At 71.7% G+C, this 20,414-nt stretch carries 18 protein-coding genes and 1 pseudogene; 9 read left to right on the top strand and 10 right to left on the bottom strand.

What is annotated here, in order from left to right; genetic code table 11:
• Nucleotides 1-136: 136 nt before the first annotated feature.
• A complete protein-coding gene (locus tag D7X74_RS24700) occupies nt 137-1,498 on the top strand; it encodes a sensor histidine kinase KdpD (RefSeq protein WP_120535453.1) in 1,362 nt (453 codons plus the stop codon).
• 1 nt (nt 1,499) lies between these two features.
• Here D7X74_RS24700 and D7X74_RS24695 read toward each other — a convergent pair whose 3' ends face one another.
• The 5 genes from D7X74_RS24695 to D7X74_RS24675 form a co-directional block, all read right to left on the bottom strand.
• Entirely contained in the window at nt 1,500-2,831 is a 1,332-nt protein-coding gene (locus D7X74_RS24695; protein WP_120535452.1) for a 5'-deoxyadenosine deaminase, read from the bottom strand.
• Between the two features lie 11 nt (nt 2,832-2,842).
• A complete protein-coding gene (locus D7X74_RS24690) occupies nt 2,843-3,247 on the bottom strand; it encodes a cytidine deaminase (protein ID WP_120535457.1) in 405 nt (134 codons plus the stop codon).
• Between the two features lie 52 nt (nt 3,248-3,299).
• The gene (locus D7X74_RS24685; RefSeq protein WP_120535451.1) at nt 3,300-3,662 is read right to left on the bottom strand and encodes a PilZ domain-containing protein; all 363 of its coding nucleotides are present in this window, start codon (nt 3,660-3,662) and stop codon (nt 3,300-3,302) included.
• Nucleotides 3,663-3,833: 171 nt separating this feature from the next.
• Nucleotides 3,834-4,994, bottom strand: coding sequence for a molybdopterin-synthase adenylyltransferase MoeB (gene moeB, locus D7X74_RS24680; RefSeq protein WP_120535450.1), 1,161 nt, complete (start codon nt 4,992-4,994; stop codon nt 3,834-3,836).
• A 33-nt stretch (nt 4,995-5,027) separates the two neighbouring features.
• Nucleotides 5,028-6,332, bottom strand: a complete 1,305-nt coding sequence (locus D7X74_RS24675; RefSeq protein WP_120535449.1) for a thymidine phosphorylase — start codon at nt 6,330-6,332, stop codon at nt 5,028-5,030.
• Between the two features lie 89 nt (nt 6,333-6,421).
• Between D7X74_RS24675 and D7X74_RS24670 the strand changes: the two genes are divergently transcribed.
• The 5 genes from D7X74_RS24670 to D7X74_RS24650 all read left to right on the top strand — a co-directional run bounded on the left by D7X74_RS24670 (nt 6,422) and on the right by D7X74_RS24650 (nt 12,730).
• A complete protein-coding gene (locus D7X74_RS24670; RefSeq protein WP_120535456.1) occupies nt 6,422-7,615 on the top strand; it encodes a BMP family protein in 1,194 nt (397 codons plus the stop codon).
• Between the two features lie 38 nt (nt 7,616-7,653).
• Complete coding sequence (locus tag D7X74_RS24665) at nt 7,654-9,180, top strand: ABC transporter ATP-binding protein (protein ID WP_120535448.1); 1,527 nt, start codon at nt 7,654-7,656, stop codon at nt 9,178-9,180.
• Entirely contained in the window at nt 9,173-10,288 is a 1,116-nt protein-coding gene (locus D7X74_RS24660; RefSeq protein WP_120535447.1) for an ABC transporter permease, read from the top strand. Before D7X74_RS24665 ends, D7X74_RS24660 begins: the two co-directional genes overlap by 8 nt.
• Nucleotides 10,281-11,210: an ABC transporter permease gene (locus tag D7X74_RS24655; protein ID WP_120535446.1), complete on the top strand. Its 930-nt coding sequence runs from the start codon at nt 10,281-10,283 to the stop codon at nt 11,208-11,210. Before D7X74_RS24660 ends, D7X74_RS24655 begins: the two co-directional genes overlap by 8 nt.
• A gap of 347 nt (nt 11,211-11,557) precedes the next feature.
• Entirely contained in the window at nt 11,558-12,730 is a 1,173-nt protein-coding gene (locus D7X74_RS24650; RefSeq protein WP_120535445.1) for a sensor histidine kinase, read from the top strand.
• A 45-nt stretch (nt 12,731-12,775) separates the two neighbouring features.
• Here D7X74_RS24650 and D7X74_RS24645 read toward each other — a convergent pair whose 3' ends face one another.
• From D7X74_RS24645 to deoC, 4 genes are all read right to left on the bottom strand, one after another.
• Nucleotides 12,776-13,417: a hypothetical protein gene (locus tag D7X74_RS24645; RefSeq protein WP_199732894.1), complete on the bottom strand. Its 642-nt coding sequence runs from the start codon at nt 13,415-13,417 to the stop codon at nt 12,776-12,778.
• A gap of 84 nt (nt 13,418-13,501) precedes the next feature.
• Complete coding sequence (locus tag D7X74_RS24640; protein ID WP_120535455.1) at nt 13,502-15,232, bottom strand: phospho-sugar mutase; 1,731 nt, start codon at nt 15,230-15,232, stop codon at nt 13,502-13,504.
• A gap of 76 nt (nt 15,233-15,308) precedes the next feature.
• Nucleotides 15,309-15,704 carry a TraR/DksA family transcriptional regulator gene (locus D7X74_RS24635; RefSeq protein ID WP_120535443.1) on the bottom strand — a complete coding sequence of 132 codons (396 nt, stop codon included), beginning with the start codon at nt 15,702-15,704 and terminating at the stop codon, nt 15,309-15,311.
• Between the two features lie 20 nt (nt 15,705-15,724).
• Nucleotides 15,725-16,579, bottom strand: a complete 855-nt coding sequence (gene deoC, locus D7X74_RS24630) for a deoxyribose-phosphate aldolase (protein WP_120535442.1) — start codon at nt 16,577-16,579, stop codon at nt 15,725-15,727.
• Nucleotides 16,580-16,692: 113 nt separating this feature from the next.
• Between deoC and D7X74_RS24625 the strand changes: the two genes are divergently transcribed.
• The 3 genes from D7X74_RS24625 to D7X74_RS24615 are packed head-to-tail and all read left to right on the top strand — an operon-like array spanning nt 16,693 to nt 19,585.
• Entirely contained in the window at nt 16,693-17,949 is a 1,257-nt protein-coding gene (locus D7X74_RS24625) for a ComEC/Rec2 family competence protein (protein WP_233602235.1), read from the top strand.
• A complete protein-coding gene (locus tag D7X74_RS24620; RefSeq protein ID WP_120535441.1) occupies nt 17,946-19,322 on the top strand; it encodes a ComEC/Rec2 family competence protein in 1,377 nt (458 codons plus the stop codon). The genes D7X74_RS24625 and D7X74_RS24620 overlap by 4 nt, the downstream gene beginning before the upstream one ends.
• A gap of 20 nt (nt 19,323-19,342) precedes the next feature.
• The gene (locus D7X74_RS24615; protein WP_120535440.1) at nt 19,343-19,585 is read left to right on the top strand and encodes a DUF3006 domain-containing protein; all 243 of its coding nucleotides are present in this window, start codon (nt 19,343-19,345) and stop codon (nt 19,583-19,585) included.
• Between the two features lie 122 nt (nt 19,586-19,707).
• Here the strand turns inward: D7X74_RS24615 and D7X74_RS43100 are convergent.
• Nucleotides 19,708-20,414 (bottom strand): annotated as a pseudogene (locus D7X74_RS43100) (hypothetical protein); the annotation flags it as partial.

Here is a 20,414-nt window from a genome sequence, read left to right as displayed (position 1 = left end):
AGCCCGGCCGGAGCCAGGGGCACCCGCCAGCCCCCTCCCGCCGGCTTCTTCCCTTAAGGGGCGGCCGGGGGTCGCGAAAGACGCGCGGCCGTGAACTTGCCGCGAGGGGAAGAAGCAGGGAAAACGGACGTGTCGCATGGACACTTCCTTCCCCGTCGCCTTTGAGAACGAGCTCGCGCGGGTGGTGAGCGCCCAGCGCCAGCGCGTGCTGGGCGCGGGGGCGGCGGTGCGACTGATGGGCACGGGGGTGTTCTTCACCGTGAGCCTGGGCCTGTGGCTGACCGGCGCCCGGGACTGGGCCCACTACCCCCCGCTGCTGCTCTGCTACGGGGGCGTGGTGGCGCTGCTGTTCGCCCTGCGCTTCCGGCCGGTGACGCGGCAGTTGAGCATCGTCCAGTCGGTGGTGGATGTGGCGCTGGTGTTCGGGCTCCAGATGCTGGCGCTGCCCGTGTCGCCCTTCCCCGCCGGCGTGGCGGGCTTCAGCCTGGGGCTCTTCGCGCTGGTGGTGGCGCTGAGCGGCCTGGAGCTGATGCCCCGGCTCGTCTACGGCACGGCGGGCCTGGCCACCGTGGCCCAGGCGACGCTGATGCACAGGGCGGGCGTGGGCCTGGGGGCGGTGTTGGTGGCCGCGGTGACGCTGTTCCTGGTCGCGGCGGTGAGCCACTACGGCACCGGGCGGCTGCGCCAACTGGCCATGGACCTGTCGCGCGCGGAGGTGGCCCGGCAGCTGGAGGCCCGCCGCACCTCCGAGGTGGAGGACGCCCACCGCACCATCGAGCGCATGCTGGCGGAGGCCCACGCGCGCAACGTGCAGCTGGAGACGCTCCAGGCCCACCAGGAACAGCTGATGCAGTTCCTGGTGCACGACCTGCGCTCGCCCCTGTCCGCCGTGACGCTGTCGCTGTCGTGGATGGAGCAGGAGCTGCCCATCGGGACGCCGCTGGTGGAGTCGGTGCGCACGGGGCTGGCCGTCACCGCCCGGTTGGACCGGATGATCTCCGACCTGCTGGACGTGCCCCGCCTGGAGCAGGGCCGGCTGGCGCCGCGCAAGCAGCCCTTCCCGGTGGCGCCGCTGCTGGACGAGGTGCGCCGCTCGCTGGATGGCGCGGCCCGCCTGCGGAAGATAAGGCTGGAGCTGGCATCCACCCCCAACCTCCACATCGTGGGGGACGCGGGCCTGCTCATCCGCGTGGTGGAGAACCTGGCCACCAACGCGCTCCGCTACGCGCCGTCAGGCGGCCGGGTGCGCCTGGAGGCGGGCGAGGCGGAAGGCTTGCAGTGGCTGGCGGTGCGCAACGACGGCATCGCCATCCCGCCGGAAGCGCGCGAGTCCATCTTCGACAAGTACACGCAGGGCAGTCGCGAGAAGGAGGGCCGCCGGGGCTACGGCCTGGGGCTGTACTTCTCCCGGCTCGCGGCGGAAGCCCACGGCGGGCGGCTGGCCGTGGAGGACGCGGACGGCTGGTCCACGTCCTTCGTGCTGCGCCTGCCCCGCTAGCTCAGCGCAGCTTCGCGCGGGCGAACAGCTTCGTCGCCTGCGTGCGGGCGTTGGCGAGCACCGCGTGGGCGTCCATCGTCGTCAGCTCGCCCTCGCGCAGCACCAGCTTGCCGTCGATGAGCACGTGCGACACGTCCGTGGAGCGCGCCGAGTACACCAGCGGCCCCGTCACGTCATCCGGCAGCGGGCAGAAGTGGAAGCCGCGCGTGTCCACCACCGTCAGGTCCGCGCGCTTGCCCACCTCCACCGAGCCCACCTCGTCCTCCAGGCCCAGCGCCTTCGCGCCATGGAGCGTCGCCATCTCCAGGACATGCATGGGGGTCATCGCCACCGGGCCCACGCGCGGGTTGTGCAGCACGGAGGCGAGCCGCATCTCGTGGAACAGGTCCAACGTGTTGTTGCAGGGCGCGCCGTCCGCCCCCAGCGCCACGGGGATGCCGTCCGCCAGCAGCTCCGGCACGCGCGCGTAGCCTGACGCGAGCTTCAGGTTGGAGCCCGGGCAGTGGCACACCACCGTGCCCGACTCGCGCAGCAGCGCCTGCTCCTGGCCTTCCACCCAGACACAGTGGGCCAGCGTGACGTTGCTCCCGGTGAGCCCCAGCCCGTGGAAGAAGGCGATGTTGTCCTGGCCGGTGACCTGGCGGACCACGTCCGTCTCCTTCGGGTTCTCGCTGGCGTGCGAGTGGATCCGCACGCCCTTCTCCCGCGACAGCCGCCCCACCTCGCGCAGGAGCTCCGGGGTGCAGGACAGGGCGAAGCGCGGCGCGAACGCATAGCGCAACCGGTTGTCGTGCGTGCCGTGCCAGCGCTCCAGCAGCGCCAGGCTCTCCGACAGCGAGTCGGCGGTCGTCTCGCGCAGGCCCCGGGGCACCTCCGCGCCGGAGTCCATCATCGCCTTGCCACCGACGAGCCGGAAGCCGCTGTCACGCGCGGACTCGAAGACAGAGTCGTAGTGGTGCACGGTGCCCATGTCGAGCGCCGCCGTGGAGCCGGAGCGGATGAGCTCCGCGAACGTGAGGTCCGCGCTGGCGCGCAGGGACGCCGCGTCGTGCGCCGCCTCCATGGGCCAGATGCGCTCGCGCAACCAGTCCAAGAGCTCCAGCTTGTCCGCGTGGCCCCGGAACAGCGTCTGGCAGGCGTGCAGGTGGCCGTGGATGAGGCCCGGCATCACCACCTGGCCGGAGAGGTCCAGCAGGCGCCGGGGGCCCTTCACCTTCAGGCCCCGGCCCACCTTCGCGATGCGACCGTCCTGGACGAGCACGTCCGCGCGCGGAAGCACCTCCCGCTCGCGGTTCATGGTCACGACGGTGGCATTGGTCAGGAGCAGGTCCACGCGGGGAGCCCTTAGAGGAAAGCGCCGGTGAAGGCGTGCGGCAGCAGCTCGCCGAGCGAATAGCGCGCCTCGCCACCGTTGAGGGTGCGGCTGCGCACCGGAATGTCAGGCCCGGCGAACTCGGCCATCACCTGCCGGCACATGCCGCACGGGGGACAGGGCTCCGGGGTGTCCACGACGACGGCCACCGCCACCGGCTTCTGCCTGCCCTGGGCCACGCCCGCGGCGAACGCGTTGCGCTCCGCGCACACGGTGAGGCCGTAGGTGGCGTTCTCCACGTTGCAGCCGGCCACCACGGAGCCGTCCGCGTACAGCACGGCGGCCCCCACCGGGAAGCGCGAGTACGGCACATGCGCGCGCAGACGCACCCGCAGGGCCTCCTCGAACAGTCGCTCCCAGGGAATCTCGTCCGCCATGCCGCCCTCCTTCGCGGGCCCCGCCACGGGTGCCCGTCCATCCCGGGTGCGTCTAGCGACCGCCGCCCGTCAACTGCTCGTCCAGGTGCTTCGCGATGGCGAGCTCCACCTCCACCGGCAGCTCCAGGAAGCGCACGCGCACCACCGGGCCCTCGGCCCCCGCCTTGGGCGGCAGCACCACGCCGCTCACCTGCACTTCTTCCAGGGACGGAGGCAGCGCGAAGCGCACCTCCACGGGCTTGCCCGGCTCCAGCGCTTCGCCCACCCACCCCGCGCCACCCAGGGACAGGTCGCCCGCGCGGTCCAGGAAGGTCTCCGTGCCGCCCTGCCACCGGACCTTCAACCGCATGGGTACGCGGGGCGAGTCTCGCCGATCATCCGCCCTGTTGACCTGGTTCTCGTTCTGCTCGGACATCGCCGTCATCTCCCGACCGCTGCACTCGCATGACCCGACCGGGTCACGTCCTACCGCGACCCCATCTCCAGGCCGGCGGCATCATACGCGGCCTCATCTAGACCGTTGTTCCTGAAAATGCACCCCGCCCACCCGGGAGGACGAGGCCTGACGACCCACCGGGGCGGCCCGTCAGCCCCCCGTCGAGCAGAAGCGCTCGTAGTCGATGAGCTCCACCTTCGCCCCGGGCGCGCACACCGGGCACTGGGGATCCCTGCGCAGCTTGAGTTCGTGGAAGCGCGTGCCCAGCGAATCGAAGGTGAGCAGCCTCCCGGAAAGCGACTCCCCCACCCCGAGCAGCAGCTTGAGGGCCTCCGTGGCCTGGAGCATCCCGATGAGCCCCGGCAGCACTCCCAGTACGCCCGCCTCCGCGCACGAGGGCGCGAGCTCCGGCGGGGGCGGCACCGGGTAGAGGCACCGGTAGCAGGGGCCCTGTCCGGGGAGGAAGGTGGTCACCTGGCCCTCGAAGCGGAACACCGAGCCGTGGATGTTGGGCTTGCCCGCGAGCACGCATGCGTCGTTGAGCAGGTAGCGGGTGGGGAAGTTGTCCCCGCCGTCCAGCACCAGGTCGAAGTCCGCGAGGATGCGCTCCACGTTGGCGGTGGTGAGCCGCTCCTCGTAGGGCACCACCTTCACGTCCGGGTTGAGCGCCTCGATGGCCGCCTTCGCGCTCTGGACCTTGGGCTGGCCCCGGCGCTCCAGGGTGTGCAGCACCTGGCGCTGGAGGTTGCTCAGGTCCACCACGTCCGCGTCCACGATGCCCAGCGTGCCCACACCCGCGGCGGCCAGATACAGCGCTGCGGGAGAGCCCAGCCCGCCCGCGCCCAGCAGCAGCACCTTCGACTTCAGGAGCCGCGCCTGCCCCTCCTCGCCCACCTCAGGGAGGATGAGGTGGCGGCGGTAGCGCTCCTTCTGTTCGGAGGAGAGGACCACCGGCTTCTCCACCGGGTAGGCCGCGTCGCTCCAGCGGTTGTAGCCGCCCGCGAGCGACGACACGCGCGTGTAGCCCAGCTCCCGCAGCGTCCGGGCCGCGAGCGCGGACCGGGTGCCGCCCGCGCAGTAGAGGACGAGCTCGTCGTCGCGTCCGGCCTTCTCCTCGATGCGCAACTCCAGGTAGCCCCGGGGGATGTGCACCGCGCCCGGGAGCCGGCCGCCCGCGTACTCGTCGCCCTCGCGCACGTCGATGAGCTTCACCGTCGCCCCGGAGTCGAGCAGCTGGCGGACGTGCTCGTGGGAGACCTCGCGGATCTCCTTCTTCACCTCCGACAGCAGGTCTTGGAACGAGGGGGCCATGGTGGATGGGTAGCCTTGGCGCGAGGGGCGCGCCTACTCCAGGCGCTCCAATACCAGCGGGCGGGCCGCGGGCGCACGGTCGCCAAACTGGTAGGCCGCGAGCAGTCGCGCCTTCACCCCCTCCAAGGGGCCGGCGTCGTTGTAGTGCACCTGCACCACGGGCTCGCCCTGCTTCACCGCGTCGCCTACCTTCTTGAGCAGCGTGAAGCCCACGGCCGGGTCGATCTTGCTGTCCACGCGCTGCCGTCCCGCGCCCAGCGCCACCGCCGCCAGCCCGACGCCTTCGGTGTGGATGCCGGTGACGAAGCCGTCCCGCGGCGCGACCACGTCCGTGGTGGCCTTCGCGGTGGGCAAGAGCGAGTAGTCGTCGATGGAGCGCGGGTCGCCGCCCTGCGACTGGACGATCTCCTTGAGCTTCTTGAGCGCGCTGCCGTCCTCCACGGAGCGGCGCAGCTTCTCGCGCGCCTCCTCCACGGTGGCGGCCTTCTTGCCCAGCACCAGCATCTCCGCCGTGAGGGCGTAGGTGATCTCCGTGTAGTCGTCGGGCGCTTCGCCGCGGAGCATGTCCACCGCCTCGCGGACCTCCAGGGCGTTGCCCACCTGGCGGCCCAGGGGCTGATCCATGTCCGTGAGCAGGGCCACGACCTTGCGGTTCATCTCCGCGCCCAGGCCAATCATGGTCCGGGCGAGCACGCGCGCGTCGTCCGCCGTCTTCATGAAGGCGCCGCTGCCCACCTTCACGTCGAGCACCAGCGCGTCGATGCCCTCCGCCAGCTTCTTGCTCATGATGGACGAGGCGATGAGCGGGATGCAGTCCACGGTCGCCGTCACATCGCGCAGCGCGTAGAGCTTCTTGTCCGCGGGCGCCACCTGGGCCGTCTGGCCGATGAGGCAGCACCCCACCTCGCGCACCAGCCGGCGGTAGTCCGCGGTGGACAGGTCCACGCGGAAGCCGGGGATGGACTCCAGCTTGTCCAGGGTGCCGCCGGTGTGGCCCAGGCCGCGTCCGGAGATCATGGGCACGGGCACGCCGCAGGCCGCCGCCAGGGGTGCGAGGCTCAGCGACACCTTGTCGCCCACGCCGCCCGTGGAGTGCTTGTCCACCTTGATGGCGGGCGTATCGGACAGGTCCAGGACCTCGCCGGAGTTGAGCATGGCGCGGGCCCAGGCCCCCAGCTCCCGCGCGTCCAGGCCCTTGAAGAAGATGGCCATGCACATGGCGGCCATCTGGTAGTCGGCCACGGTGCCGGCGGTGTACGCCTGGATGAACGCCTGGATGTCCGACGGGTCCAGCCTGCCGCCGTCGCGCTTGGCCTTGATGAGCTCGTAGGGTTGCACGGGTCAGGGCCATAGCAGGAAGTCCCCTCCCCATGCACTTCCCAGGAAAGGGAAAGGCCGCGCTTCATCTGGTAGATAGCCAGCCCATGATGCTCCGCCGATTCCACGTGCTCGCCCTGGCCGCGCTCCTGTGCGCCTGTTCCAAGAAGACGGAAGAAGCCCCCAAGGCCCCCTCCCCGTCCGCCACCGCCACGAAGCCGCCCGAGGGAAAGCCCACCATCGTGGGTCTGGTCATCGACGTGGGCGGCCGAGGCGACCACTCCTTCAACGACGCGTCCCTGCGCGGCCTGGAGCTGTGGGCCGCCGGCAAGAAGTACGAGGGCGGCAAGTACGTGGACGCCCCCGCTGGCGAGGTGCGTCAGTCCATCTCCTCCGACCTGGCGGCGCTCGCACCGGAAGTGAAGCCGCTGCCCGTCCAGCCGCTGGTGCTCCAGAGCAAGGCGCAGGAGGACTACGCCCCCAACCTCCAGCTGCTGGTGGAGCAGGGCGCGAAGCTGACCATCGGCAACGGGTACCTGCTGGCCAACGCGGTGCGTGAGGTGGCCACGGAGAACCCGGACGCGAAGTTCCTGCTCATCGACAGTCAGTTGCTGGACGCGCAGGGCCGGGCGAAGTCGCTGCCCAACGTGCGCACGGTGCTCTTCAAGGAGCAGGAGGGCAGCTTCCTCGTGGGCGCGCTGGCGGGGCTGGTCACGAAGACGAACAAGGTGGGCTTCGTGGGCGGCATCGAGGTGCCCCTCATCAAGCGCTTCGACGTGGGCTACCGCGCGGGCGTGCGCACCACGAACCCGAAGGCGGCGGACGCGCTGATGGCCGTGTACACGGGCAGCTTCAACAGCGTGTCGGCGGGCAAGGAAGTGGCGCAGGACCTCATCGCCAAGGGCGCGGACGTCATCTTCCACGCGGCGGGCACGGACGGACTGGGCGTCATCCAGGCGGTGAAGGAGGCGCGAGCGGCGGGCAAGACGGTGTTCGCCATCGGCGTGGACTCCGACCAGTCGCACCTGGCGCCGGACGCCATCCTCACGTCGATGGTGAAGCACAGCGACCTGGCGGTGTACCAGGCGACGAAGGACCTGGTGGACGGCAAGCTGACGGCCGGGGAGCAGGTGCTGGGCCTGAAGGAGAACGGCGTGGGCATGGCGGACGTGCGCGTGGACTTCCCGGGCAAGGCGGAGGCGCTCCAGAAGGTGGAGGTGCTGCGCCAGCAGATCCTCGCCGGGAAGCTCACGGTGCCGGGCACGGCCGCGGAGCTGGCCTCGTTCCAGGTCGCCGCGCCCTGATCTCCCTCCAGCACATCGCCAAGCGCTTCGGGTCGTGCGTGTCCCTGGAGGACGCGTCGCTGGACATCGTCCCGGGTGAGCTGCTCGCGGTGGTGGGCGAGAACGGCGCGGGCAAGTCCAGCCTGATGAACGTGCTGTACGGGCTGTACCACCCGGACGCGGGCACGTTCCTGATGGACGGCAAGCCGGTGCGGCTCAAGAGCCCGCGCGACGCCATCGCGCGGGGCATCGGCATGGTGCACCAGCACTTCATGCTCGTGCCCACGCTGACGGTGGCGGAGAACGTGGTGCTGGGCCGCGAGCCCACCCGGCGCGGCCTGTTGGACCTGGACCGGGCCTGTGACGAGGTGGCGGCCACGGCGAAGCGCTTCGGCTTCCAGTTGGATCCCCGGGCGCGCGTGGACACGCTCACGGTGGGGTCGCAGCAGAAGGTCGAAATCGTCAAGGCGCTGCACCGGGGCGCGCAGGTGCTCATCCTGGATGAGCCCACGGCGGTGCTCACGCCCCAGGAGTCGGATGAGCTGGCGCAGGTGATGCGCGGGCTCGTCCAGCAGGGGCGCACGGTGGTGTTGATCAGCCACAAGCTCAAGGAGGTGCTGGGCGTGGCGGACCGCGTGGCGGTGATGCGCCGGGGCCGCACCGTGGCGGAGGTCCGCGCGTCGGAGACGACCGTCTCCGCGCTGGCCTCGTTGATGGTGGGCGAGGGTTCGCGCGGCGCCGCGCTGACCGGTGTGCCCGTGACGTCCGGAGCGGACACGGCGTTGACGGGTGCGGTCGCGCCCGATGCGGGTACGGTGTCCACAGGCCCCATCGTGCTCGACGCGAAGGACCTGCGGGCCAAGGGCGACAACGGCCGCCCCGCGCTCCAGGGCGTGAGCCTCACGGTGCACGCGGGCGAGATCGTCGGCATCGCCGGGGTGGACGGCAACGGGCAGCGCGAGCTGGCGGAGGTGCTCACCGGCCTGCGCGTCCTGGAGGGTGGAGCGGGCACGCTGCTGGGAGGCCCCCTGGTGGGCCTCACCCCGGCGAAGGCGAAGGCGCGCGGCGTGGGCCACGTCCCCGAGGACCGGCTGGCGCGCGCCGTGGTGAAGGCGATGACCGTGGAGGAGAACGTGGCGCTGGGCCGGCACCGCCAGCCGCCCTTCGCGCGCGGGCCCTGGGTGGATTTCAAGGGACGGCGCGAGCGCACGAACCAGTTGCTGACCACCTACGACGTGCGCCCGCCCGACCCGACGGTGGCGCTCCAGGCGCTGTCCGGCGGCAACCAGCAGAAGGTCGTCGTGGCGCGGGAGCTGGACGCGGATCCGAAGCTGCTCGTCGTGGTGCAGCCCACGCGCGGGCTGGACATCGGCGCGGTGGCCCAGGTGCACGCGCGGCTGCGCGAGGCGAAGGCCCGGGGCGCGGGAGTGGTGATGGTGTCGTTGGACCTGGAGGAGGTGCTGGCGCTGTCCGACCGCGTCTACGTCCTCTACGAAGGGCGCGTGACGGGGCACTTCCCGCGCAAGGACCTGGACGAGCGCGAGCTGGGCCGCCGAATGCTGGGCGCGGAGCCCGACCATGGGTGAGCGGACGCGGCAGGTGCTGCCGTCGGTGCTCTCCGTGCTGCTGGCGCTCGCGGTGTGCTGGCTCACCATCGCCCTCACGCGCGACGCGGACACCGCCACGCGCGCCTACCTCCAGATGCTCTGGGGCGGCGTGGGCAACTGGCCCGCGTTCCTGGAGGGCGGCAACGCCAACGCGGTGCTGCGCCCCCTGGGCGAGGCCGCGATGAAGGCCGCGCTGCTCACCCTCACCGGCCTGTCCGTGGCGGTGGCCTTCAAGGTGGGCCTGTTCAACATCGGCGCGCAGGGGCAGATGATCTGGGGCGCCCTGGCCGCGGCCCTCGTCGGCGCGCACGTGTCGCTGCCCGCCGTGCTGCACGTGCCCCTGGCCCTGCTCGCGGCGGCGGCGGCGGGCGCGGTGTGGTCCAGCATCGCCGGCGTGCTCAAGCTCAAGCGCGGCGTGCACGAGGTCATCTCCACCATCATGCTCAACTGGGTGGCGGTGAGCCTCGTGGACAACTGGCTCGTCATCGGCCCGCTGCGCGCCGTGGCCGAAGGCCACCAGTCGTCCATCACCGGCACCGCGGAGATCCTCTCCACCGCGCAGCTTCCCCGGCTCCTGGGCGACAGCTCGCGCCTCAACCTGGGCTTCCCGCTGGCGCTGGTGGCCGCGCTCGCCGTCTGGGTGTGGCTTGCGCGCACGAGCACGGGCTACGAGACGCGCGCCGTGGGACTCACCCCGGAAGCCGCGCGCGCGGCGGGCATCCCCACGCTGTGGCGAGCCGGCGGGGCCATGGCGCTCGCGGGCGCGCTGGCGGGGCTCGCGGGCGCGGTGCTGGTGCTGGGCACGGAGGGCCGCTACCCGGGCACGCTGGGCGCGCCGTACGGCTTCGACGGCATCGCCATCGCGCTCATCGGCAACAACCACCCCCTGGGCGCGGCGGTGTCCGCGGCCGTCTTCGGCATCCTGCGCGCGGGCGGCACGCGCATGCAGTTGTTGGGCGTGCACAAGAGCTTCCCGGAGCTCATCCAGGGCTTCGCGCTGCTCTTCGTCGCCGGCCGGATGGTGTGGCTGGCCCTGCTGGACCGGCGTCGCTCGCGGCAGGCCGCGGTGGAGGTGCCCCGTGCTTGAGGTGCTCCACTCGCTGCTCTTCTCCACCCTGGACGCGGCCCCGGCGCTGGTGTTCGCCGCGCTGGGCGCCATGCTGTCCGAACGCGCCGGCGTGGTGAGCGTGGGCGTGGAGGGCATGATGCGCACGGGCGCCTTCTGCGCGGCCGTGGCGGCGCTCGCGATGCCCACGCCGCTCGCCGTGCTCGTGGGCATGGTCGCGGGCGCGGGGCTGGCGGCGGTGCACGGCTTCCTGAGCATCCGCTGGCGCTCGGATCAGGTCGTCTCCGGCATGGCCCTCAACCTGGTGGCCATGGCGGGAGGCACCTTCCTGCTGGAGTCCCTCTTCGGGCCCAACGGCACGCCCGCCATCACCCAGCTGTCGCGCTGGAACGTCCCGGCCCTCGCCCACGTGCCGCTCTTGGGCGCGCTGGTCGGCCACGCGGCGCCCACGTACCTGGCGCTCCTCCTGCCCGTCCTCTTCCACGTCCTGCTGACGCGCACGCCCCTGGGTCTGCGGCTGCGCGCCGTGGGCGACAAGCCGCACGCCGTGGCCACGCTGGGGCTGTCCGTGTCCGGCCTGCGCTGGGCCGCCGTGCTGGGCGGTGGGCTGATGGCGGGCCTGGGGGGCGCGGTGCTGTCCACCGCCGTGTTGGATCGCTTCGAACAGCACACCCCCGCCGGCCTGGGCTTCATGGCCCTGGCCGCCATGGTGTTCGGCCGGTGGACCCCCCTGGGTGCCTTCGCCGCCGCGCTCTTCTTCGCCTTCGGTAACGCACTGCGCATCGGTCTGGCGTCGAGCGCCCCCTGGCTCCTCGAACTGATGCCCCAGGGCTTCCTCCTCGCCCTGCCCTACCTGTTGACCCTCCTCGTCCTGGCCCTCCAGGGCCAGCGAGGCCACGCCCCCGCCGCGCTGGGCACCCCGTACGAGCAGGAGTCCCGGTAGGCCATTTTGAGAGGGGCCCGGGTATACTCACACCCGGGTCCGAATCTACTTTTGGTCAACCGCGACTCAGCAAATCTGAAGCGTGAACCTGCCCTGTTGCGTCAGGTCGTCCGCCAGGTGTGCGCCAAACCCCCGTCCTTATTGGACCGCGTTTTTGGAGAATTACAGGGTGAGCTGATCTGCCGTCTGCTGGACGTCCGGCACGCCGCTGGCATGAGAGTACGCGCATGTCGGATTGCGGATGGATCAGCGAGCAGGCGCAGCGGGTGGCCCTGGTCGGGGTCATGAAGCATTCCTCCAGCCCCGAGATGGTGTTCGGGGCCGGCTTCCAGGTCGGGGTGGCGTGAATGGAGACGACGGCTGTGGGCTCGACGTCACATCACCGGCCGCGGGTGCTCGCGGTGGACATGGACGCGGGTGACGCGGAGCGTGTGCGCTCCATCCTGACACCCGCGGGTTACGACGTGATGCCCGCCCGGGGCACGGCGGCCGCGCTGGAGGCGGTGTCGCGCCAGTCCGCGGACCTGGTGCTGCTGGACGTGGAGCAGGCCCGCACGGTGGGCCTGGCCGCGTTCCGGCGCTTCCGCCAGGAGATGACTCACCCGCAGCTCCCCATTCTCATGCTCACCCCTTCCGCGGACCGCCAGACGCGACGCGAGGTGATGGAGGCAGGTGTGGACGACTTGTTGACGACCGAGCCGTTGGACCCGATGGAGCTGAAGGTCCGGGTCCACACCCTGCTGGAGCTCAAGGCGCACCGCGAGCAGGGCGGCATCCAGGAAGTGCTCCAGGACCCGCGCACGCGCTGGGTGCGGATGGAGCGCCTGGCCCGCGTGGGCACGCTCGCCGCGGACGTGGCGACGCAGATGGGCCAGCTGGGCGTGGGCCTGCACCGGGCGCTGGCGCATGTGCGCGCCCGCGCGGCGGAGGGGCTGCCGCCGGACCCGGAGGAGCTGCTCAAGCTGGGCGTCGCCGGTGAGCAGATGCGCCTGCACGGCCAGCACCTGCTGTCGCTGGGGCCCGCCAACCCCAAGGACACCCAGCGCTTCGACCTGCGCGAGCTGGTGCCGGAGGTGGTGTCGCACCTGCGCTCCGACGGGCGGCTGGGCCGCGCGGACGTGCGCGTGATCCTCCCGGAGGACCCCATCGCGGTGGTCTTCAACCGCCGTCAGCTGGAGCAGGTGGTGACGGAGCTGGTCTGCAACGCGGTGGACGCGGTGGAGGACGTGAAGGACCGTCCGCGCCTGGTGCACGTGGGCGTGGAGATGCCGGACATGTTCGGGGACTTCGGGCCGCAGGTGTTCGTCAAGGACACCGGCATCGGCATCTTCGAGGACGAACTGCAGGCCATCTTCTCGCCGTACTACACGACCAAGGCCCCGGAGAAGAGCGTGGGCCTGGGCCTCACGGTGGCGCGCACCCTGGTGGAGTGCATGGGCGGCAAGCTGTCCGTGAAGAGCCGCGTCAACCTGGGCAGCACCTTCACGGTGGAGCTGCCCGAGCAGACGTCGTCCTGGTAGGCCCTGCCCGGGCGGGGAAGCGGCTGCTCCCCGCCCGAGCCGGAACTAGAAGCGGTAGGCCACGCCCGCCAGCGCTTCCATGGTGAAGGCGCTGTCGTCGAAGCGGGGGAAGATGGACGGTCCCATCCGCAGGTTGAAGTTCACGTTGAACTGGTTGTTGACGAAGTACTCCAGGCCGCCTCCGAAGAGGATGGGGATGACCGGCCCGATGCCTTCGCCGATGTAGACGTTGAACGGGATGTCGATGCCGGCGTTGAGCGTCAGCGCGCTGCCGACGGGAATCCCCACCACGAACCCCACGGGAAACACCATGCCGAAGGCCGTGTTGTTGCGCGGGAAGTAGACGAACGTGCCCGGCTGGAAGGTGAGCGCGAAGGACACGTTGGACGTCTTGGCCAGCATGATGCGCAGCCACAGCTGCAGCTTGAGGCCCTCGTCCGTCGCGTCCACCAGGCCCTCGCGGCCCCAGTTGAAGGAGAACTTGCCGCCAATGTCGACCCTGTCCGAGCCGCCATGCAGCAGGCCCAGCGTCAGGCCCGGGTAGCCAATCTGCCCGGTGAACACGTTGCGGCCCTGCCCCACCGTGTCCGCGGCCAGCACGGACCAGCCCTGCCCGCGCTGCGCCAGCGCGGTACCGGGAACGGCCAGGAGCACGGCGAGGAGGAAACCAGGAATGAAGCGCTTCACGCGGTTCCTTTCTGCGAAGGGCCGCCACGCAGGACGCGCGGCCCGGAGTTGAAGGGTGATTCAGGACTCAGGGTTTCAAAAGGCTCAGGCGGGCTGGCCGCGCTCGCGGGCCAGGACGAGGAAGGCGTCGATGAGGGCGGAGAGCTTCGCTTCCGCGCGCTCCCGGGCCTGGGGGAGCGGCTCGCCGGGGGCGGGCGTCTCCTTGTGCTCGAAGTAGTATTTGATTTTCGGCTCGGTGCCGGACGGACGCAGGGTGACACGCCCCCCGCCTTCCAGTGCGAAGGCGACGACGTTGGACGGGGGCAGACCGCCCTCGCCCTTCTGGTAGTCGCGCACCGTGCTCACGCGGGCGCCACCAATGCGCTCCGGCGGTGAGGCGCGGAAGGCCTGCATGATGGCGCGGATGGTCTGCGCCCCGGCCGCCCCGGGCAGCGTGACGTTGCGCTGGGCGCCCACATGGAGGCCAAAGGTGCGCTGGATCTCCTCCAGGTAACCCAGCAGGTGGGTTCCCCGGGATTCGCACCAGGCGGCCATGTCCGCGACCACCAGCGCCGCGCCCACGCCGTCCTTGTCGCGCGTCGCGGTGCCCACGGTGTAGCCGAGCGCCTCCTCGTAGCCGAAGACGAACCGGGTGCCCTCCGTCCGCGAGCGCTCCAGCGCGCGGTTGGCGATCCACTTGAAGCCGGTGAGGACCTCGTCGTACGCGGCGCCCAGCCCGCGCGCGATTTCGCCCAGCTGCGTGGACGACACGATGGTGGTGACGACGTGCGGATGTCCGTCCTGCTTCGGCCCCTGCGTGAGCACGTAGTGGCCCAGCAGCACGCCCACCTCGTTGCCGGTGAGCAGGCGCAGCTTCCCGGACGCGTCGCGCGCCATCACCGCCAGCCGGTCCGCGTCAGGGTCGTTGGCGAGCACCACGTCCGCCTTCACGCGCTCCGCGGTGGCGAGCGACAGGTCCATGGCGCCCGGCTCCTCCGGGTTGGGGAAGCGCACGGTGGGAAAGCGCCCGTCGGGCTGCTGCTGTTCGGCCACCGGCGTCACGCGCGGGAAGCCCGCCTCCTTCAGCGCGAGCACCGCCCACAGCCCGCCCACGCCGTGCATGGCGGTGTAGACCAGGGACAGCGTGTCGCTGCCCTTCTTGTACAGGCGCAGGTCCAGGATGGCGCGCAGGTACGCGTTGCCCACGTCCTCCGAAAGGTCGCGCCACAGCCCCTTCGCGCGGCCCTCGGCGGGGGTGAGGAGCGGCACCTGGTTGGCGGGCTCCACCTTCGCGATGGCGTCCGCGATGCCCACGTCCTGCGGGGGGACGATCTGCGCGCCGTTGCCCCAGTAGACCTTGTAGCCGTTGTACTCGGGCGGGTTGTGGCTGGCGGTCACCATCACCGCGGCGGCGGCGTTCAGGTGCAGCACGGCGAACGCGGTGACGGGCGTGGGCACGGGCTCCGGGAAGACGTGCGCGGGGATGCCCTCCGCAATGAACACCGCGGCGGTGTCCTCCGCCAGCTCCCTGCTCAACCGCCGGGCATCCCGCCCCACCACCACGCCGCGCGAGGTGACGTCCGGCACGGTGGCCTTGAGGTAGCGCGCGAGCCCCGCGGTGGTGCGCCGCACGACGGCGCGGTTCATCCGGTTGGGGCCGGCGCCCAGCACGCCCCGGAGGCCCGCGGTGCCGAACTCCAGGTCCTGCGCGAAGCGGTCCGCCAGGTCCGCCCAGTCCGACGTCGCGAGCACCTGGGCCAGCTCCGCCTGGGTCTCCGGATCCGGATCCGCCTTGCGCCACGCCTCCGCCCGCTCCCTGAGTCCGGTGGTGTCCATCGCGCGTCGCCTCGTGTCGTTGAAGAGGAAGGGGGCGCGCACCGCCGGGACGACCGTGCGCGCGGGGGGTGTCGATTCAGCCGTCGTAGTCGGTGAGGTGCTTGCGGCGCACGGGCCCCTTGGGCCCGTCCTTGTTGCCCTGGCACGTGACGCAGAACTCCGCGTAGGGCATGGCCTTGAGGCGGCCCAGGGGGATGTCGTCGCCGCACTCCTCGCACTCGCCGAAGGAGTCCGGCTCCTCGCGCAGCTTGCCCAGGGCCTTCACCACGCGCGCCAGCGTGCCGTCGGTGTTGCGGTTCCGGCTGGAGGCGATGGTCTGCATCATCTCGTTGAGGGGCTGCTCGTCCTCGTCACCGCCCACGCGCGCCTCGTCGGTGCGGTTGGGTTCGATGCGCAGGGGCGTCTTCCCGGTCAGCTCCGCATGGAGCGCGAGCAACTGCTGGAGGAAGTCCTCTCGCTGCTTCGGGGTCACGGTGGGCTCTCGCTGGAAGGTCAGTACTGCGCGGTGGAAATCTGGCCGCTGACGATGGCCACGGACGCGGACGCGCCCAGCCGGTTGGCGCCCGCGCGAATCAGCTTCACCGCGTCCTCCGCCGACCGCACACCGCCGGAGGCCTTCACCCCCACCTCGTCGCCCACCACCGCGCGCATCAGCTCGATGTCCTTCACCGTGGCGCCGCCGGGCCCGAAGCCGGTGGAGGTCTTCACGAACGCGGCGCCCGCCGCCTTGGACAGCGCGCAGGCGACGACCTTCTCCTCGTCGGTGAGGTGGCCCGTCTCCAGGATGACCTTCACGGGCACGGGGTGGCTGGCCTCCACCACCGCGGCGATGTCCTGGTGCACGCGCTGGTAGTCATGGGCCTTGAGCGCGCCCAGGTTGAGCACCATGTCGATTTCGCGCGCTCCGGCGAGGATGGCCTCGCGCGCCTCGAAGGCCTTCGCCTGGGGCAGCATGGCGCCCAGCGGGAAGCCCACCACGGCGATGGGCACGGCGGACGCACCGGCCAGCACCCGCGCGGCGGTGGCCACGTGACAGCTGTTCACGCACACCGTGGCGAAGCCGTACTGGCGGGCCTCCTCGGCCACGCGCACCACGTCCTCCGCGCGCGCCTCCGGCTTGAGCAGCGTGTGGTCGATGTACGGCGCCAGGTCCTGGGCCTTCAGGATGGACGCGGGGTCCACGCGCGCGGTGGCGGTCTTCACCAGCAGGGGGCGCGGGGGTTCCGGGTTCAGCACGGAGGCGGGGGGCACCGCTTCCTGAGAAACCTTCCGGGCGTTCAGGCGATGACGGGCCTGGTCGACCAGCTCTTCCAGGAGGGTGAGGAAAGCTTCGGCGTCGGACGACATTCGGGCCCCTTAACCCAGTTCCAGGGCGGCGGGGAAGCGCTCGCGGGGGGCCAGGGACGTCCAGCGGACGCAAGGAGTGCCCCGAATGGGAGCGGGGCGGTAGAGTTCCGGCCGTGAAGGTCTTCGCGTGGCTGTTCGGTGTCCTCTTCTTCCTGTTCACGGCGCCGCCGGGCCACGCGGCCACGCGGGCCTCCCAGGCCCCTTCGGCCCTCCCCGCCCCCGCGCCAGGCAGGCTCACGGTCTACTTCCTCGACGTGGGCCAGGGGGACGCGGCGCTCATCGTGTCGCCCGCGGGCAAGACGGTGCTCATCGACGGTGGGCCCCCGGAGGCCGGGACGCGGCTGGCGGCGCGGCTGCGCGAGTTGGTGAAGCAGCCCCTGGACCTGGTCATCCTCACCCACCCGCACCTGGACCACCTGGGGGGACTGCCCGCGGCGCTGAAGGCGGTGGGCGCGAAGCGCTTCATGGACCCCGGCTTCGACCACCCGAGCGAGGCGTACCGCGACCTGCTGGACTTCGTGGGCCGGGAGGTGGGCCAGGTGATGACGCCGGAGCCCAACGCGTCCGCGCCCCAGACGCTGCTCACGGTGGGCCTGGGCGAGGGCGTGTCCCTCACCGTGCTCTGGCCACGCATGCCCCAGGAGCCCTTCCTCACCAACACGCGCTCGGACGCGAACGCGAACTCCATCGTCACCAAGCTCACCTACGGCAGGACGGCGTTCCTCTTCACGGGGGACTCGGAGCCGCCCACGGAGGAGGTGCTGCTCCAGAAGCCCCTGGACCTCACCGCCACCGTGCTGAAGGTGGCGCACCACGGCGGCAAGCACTCCTCCACCGCGGCGTTCCTGGAGCGGGTGGCCCCCCAGGCCGCCGTCATCTCCTGCGGCGTGGGCAACGACTACGGCCACCCGAGCCCGGAGGTGCTGGGCCGCCTGCGCGACGTGCACGCGCGCACCTTCCGCACCGACCAGGACGGCGAGGTGATGGCGGTGAGCGACGGAACAACCGTCACCCTGCGCTCGGCGAAGGGCGGGGACTCCACCGCGAGCGTCTCCGGCACGCAGCAGGCGGGCAGCTCCGTGGCGCTCGGGCCCATCGAGCCCACGCCAGACCGCCGCCCCGGACGCGCGGTGGAGAATCCACCTGAACCGGGCAGCTCCTCGAAGAAGCCGAAGGCAGCGCCGTCCGCCCCCGCGCCGCAGGACACGTCCGACAGCGCGGGCCAGAACTTCGTGTCCCTCAAGGGCAGCAAGGTGTTCCACCGCGAGAGCTGCTCGACCTTGAAGCGCTCGAAGAACGAGCGCACCGTCTATACCCGCCGTGCCGACGCCCTGCGCGAGCGGCGCCCCGCCGAGGATTGTCACCCATGAGTCCCCGCATCGCCCTCGGAGTGGGCCTGCTGCTCGCCTCGCTGGCGTGTCAGCCGACGCCCGAGCCGCCGAAGAAGGCTCCGAGCCCGGAGAAGTCGCGCTACTTCGGTGGCGCGCCGGATGGAAAGCTCCACGTCTATTTCTTCGACGTGGGGGCGGGAGAGGCCGCGCTCATCATCTCGCCGAGCGGCAACACGGTGCTGGTGGATTCGGGCCCGGCCACGGCCGAGTCGCACCTGGTGAACCGGCTGCCGGAGCTGCTGCGGCGGGAGCTGGACCTGGTCGTCCTCACGCATCCGGATCCGAAGCACCACGGCGCGCTGGACGCGGTGCTCAAGCGCGTGGGCGCGCGCCGGCTGCTGGAGCCGCAGCTGCCCGACACGTCGTCCGCCTACGACACGCTCTTGGGCGCGGTGGGCTCGCGCGGGGTGCAGGTCTTCTCACCCGCGTCCTCCGCGAACCTGCCCCAGGAGTCGGTCCGGCTGCAGTTGGAGGATGAGGTGAACCTCACGGTGCTCTGGCCTCGCGCGCCCGCGACGCCGCTGCTGAAGAGCGCGACGGACGCGGAGGGCCGGAACGCGGCGAACTCCATCGTGCTGCGTCTGACGTACCGGAACACGTCGGTCCTGTTCGCGGGCGCGGCGCGCGCGGAGACGGAGGAGGTCCTCCTGGCGAACGGATTGCTGGGACACGCCACGCTGCTGAAGGTCGCCTCGCCCGGGGTGGCCGGCGCCAACTCGCAGGGGTTCCTGGAGGAGGTGCGTCCGCAGGGCGCCGTGTTCAGCATGGATGAAGGCCTGGGCCGGGACGCGAAGGTCCGGGACGTGATGACGCGCCTCAAGGGCGTGGGGGCGAAGACGTTCCGCACGGACGTGAACGGCGAGATGCACGCGGTGAGCGACGGCAAGCAGTTCGAGCTCACCCTCCAGCGCCCCACTCCGGGAGAGCCCGCCTCCGCGCGGCGCATCGTCCTGCCGGGTGTGGACACGCGTCCGGCCCTCGTGAAGACGGCGAAGCCCCCACCCCCGCCACCGGTGGTGGTGAAGCCGCAGCCCGAGCCGCCCGTCGTGGCGAAGGTGGAGCCGACGCGCACCGTCGACACACCCCGAGGCACCACCCCGCGATGGGGCAGCGAGGGCATCGACGTGGACCCACTGCCGGCCGCGACGAAGGCGGTCCGGAAGGAGGACATCCGCCGCGCCGCGCAGCGCGCGCCCACCGGCGGCTACGTGGCGAGCCGCAACAGGCGCATCTTCCACAAGGTCGACTGCCAGAGCGCGGCGATGATCAAGGACAAGAACCTCGTCGTTTTCAGGACCCGCGACGAGGCGTTGAAGTCGAACTTCGAACCCGCGCCCGACTGCAAGCCCTGACGCGAAGGGGAGCCCGCACCATGCCCAAGGCCACGGTGGACCGCATCGAAGAGGACGTCGCCGTGCTGGTCGTGGACGGCCGCCAGCTGACGCGCGCCCTGGACACGCTGCCGCCCGGCGTGCGCGAAGGGGATGTCGTGGACCTGGAGACAGGCACGGTGGACGCCGAGGCCACCGAGGCCCTGCGCGCCGGGGTCCGCACCGCGAGGGAACGCGCGATGCGCGGCAAGAAGCCGCCGCCGGGTGGGAACTTCGACCTGTAGGAAGCGCCGGGCCACCGCCCGGGACGGACTGCTCGACGTGTCGGGTCGCCCGAGCGGAGCAGGATGCCGTGGGAAGGACCTGCTCCTGACGAGGCGAGGAGCAGGCCCACCCATGAGGTCGGCTACGGCGCGGTGCCTTCCGCCGGGGCCGCGGGCTCGCCGCCGGTCGCGGTGCCCCGCGGAGGCGCCGTGGGCGCGGCACCCTCACGCGCGGGAGGTGCCGGCGCGGGGGGCGGGGCCACGCGGGGCTCGGGCTTGCCCGTCACCTTGTTGACCATCTGCGCCAGGGGAGGCGGCAGCATGTTCGCCGCCGAAAGCGCGAACACCGCCACCACCGGAAGGACGACGAGCAGCAGCAGCACCAGCGCCACCATCTTCAGCGGGCTGCGGCGCGGGGCCACGACGGGACGCTTGCGGGCGGCCTTCGAGTCCTGCACCTGCTCCTCGTCCTCTTCCTCGTCACGGCGGTCGTCCTGCGCCTCGGCCTGACGGGCGTCCTCGTCGTCCTCGGCGTCGCCCCGGTTGCCGGGCAGATCCAGGTCGGAGAACAGCTCGTTGAGGGGCGCGCCAGCAGCGGCGGCGGGCGCCGCTTCCGCGTGACCCCGGCGCTGTGAGGGCGCGGGAGCAGGGGCGGGAGAATGACGCGGGTCCCCGTAGAGCGTGCTGTCGGCTTCGTCCTCGTCTCCGTCACGCTCCTCGGGCTCGGAGTCGTCCAGGGAAGGCCCGGGTTCGGGCTCGGCGTAGAAGGCCTGCTGCGGCTCCGGCTCGCGACGGGCGGGAGCGCGAGGCGGCGGCGGGGCCACGGCGGCCACGGGCGGCGGCTCGGGAG

Source organism: Corallococcus sp. CA047B, assembly GCF_003612065.1.
GTDB classification, from domain to species: Bacteria; Myxococcota; Myxococcia; order Myxococcales; family Myxococcaceae; genus Corallococcus; species Corallococcus praedator.
Note: the sequence above shows the minus strand (reverse complement) of the source record. Positions and strands in the feature narration are given on the sequence as shown.

Coding starts and splice junctions, on each gene's coding strand:
- D7X74_RS24700 (WP_120535453.1), top strand. CDS start 137: ATGGACACTTCCTTCCCCGTCGCCTTTGAGAACGAGCTCGCGCGGGTG.
- D7X74_RS24690 (WP_120535457.1), bottom strand. CDS start 3,247: ATGGCGGACGAGATTCCCTGGGAGCGACTGTTCGAGGAGGCCCTGCGG.
- D7X74_RS24685 (WP_120535451.1), bottom strand. CDS start 3,662: ATGTCCGAGCAGAACGAGAACCAGGTCAACAGGGCGGATGATCGGCGA.
- moeB (WP_120535450.1), bottom strand. CDS start 4,994: ATGGCCCCCTCGTTCCAAGACCTGCTGTCGGAGGTGAAGAAGGAGATC.
- D7X74_RS24670 (WP_120535456.1), top strand. CDS start 6,422: ATGCTCCGCCGATTCCACGTGCTCGCCCTGGCCGCGCTCCTGTGCGCC.
- D7X74_RS24660 (WP_120535447.1), top strand. CDS start 9,173: ATGGGTGAGCGGACGCGGCAGGTGCTGCCGTCGGTGCTCTCCGTGCTG.
- D7X74_RS24650 (WP_120535445.1), top strand. CDS start 11,558: ATGGAGACGACGGCTGTGGGCTCGACGTCACATCACCGGCCGCGGGTG.
- D7X74_RS24640 (WP_120535455.1), bottom strand. CDS start 15,232: ATGGACACCACCGGACTCAGGGAGCGGGCGGAGGCGTGGCGCAAGGCG.
- deoC (WP_120535442.1), bottom strand. CDS start 16,579: ATGTCGTCCGACGCCGAAGCTTTCCTCACCCTCCTGGAAGAGCTGGTC.
- D7X74_RS24620 (WP_120535441.1), top strand. CDS start 17,946: ATGAGTCCCCGCATCGCCCTCGGAGTGGGCCTGCTGCTCGCCTCGCTG.
- D7X74_RS24615 (WP_120535440.1), top strand. CDS start 19,343: ATGCCCAAGGCCACGGTGGACCGCATCGAAGAGGACGTCGCCGTGCTG.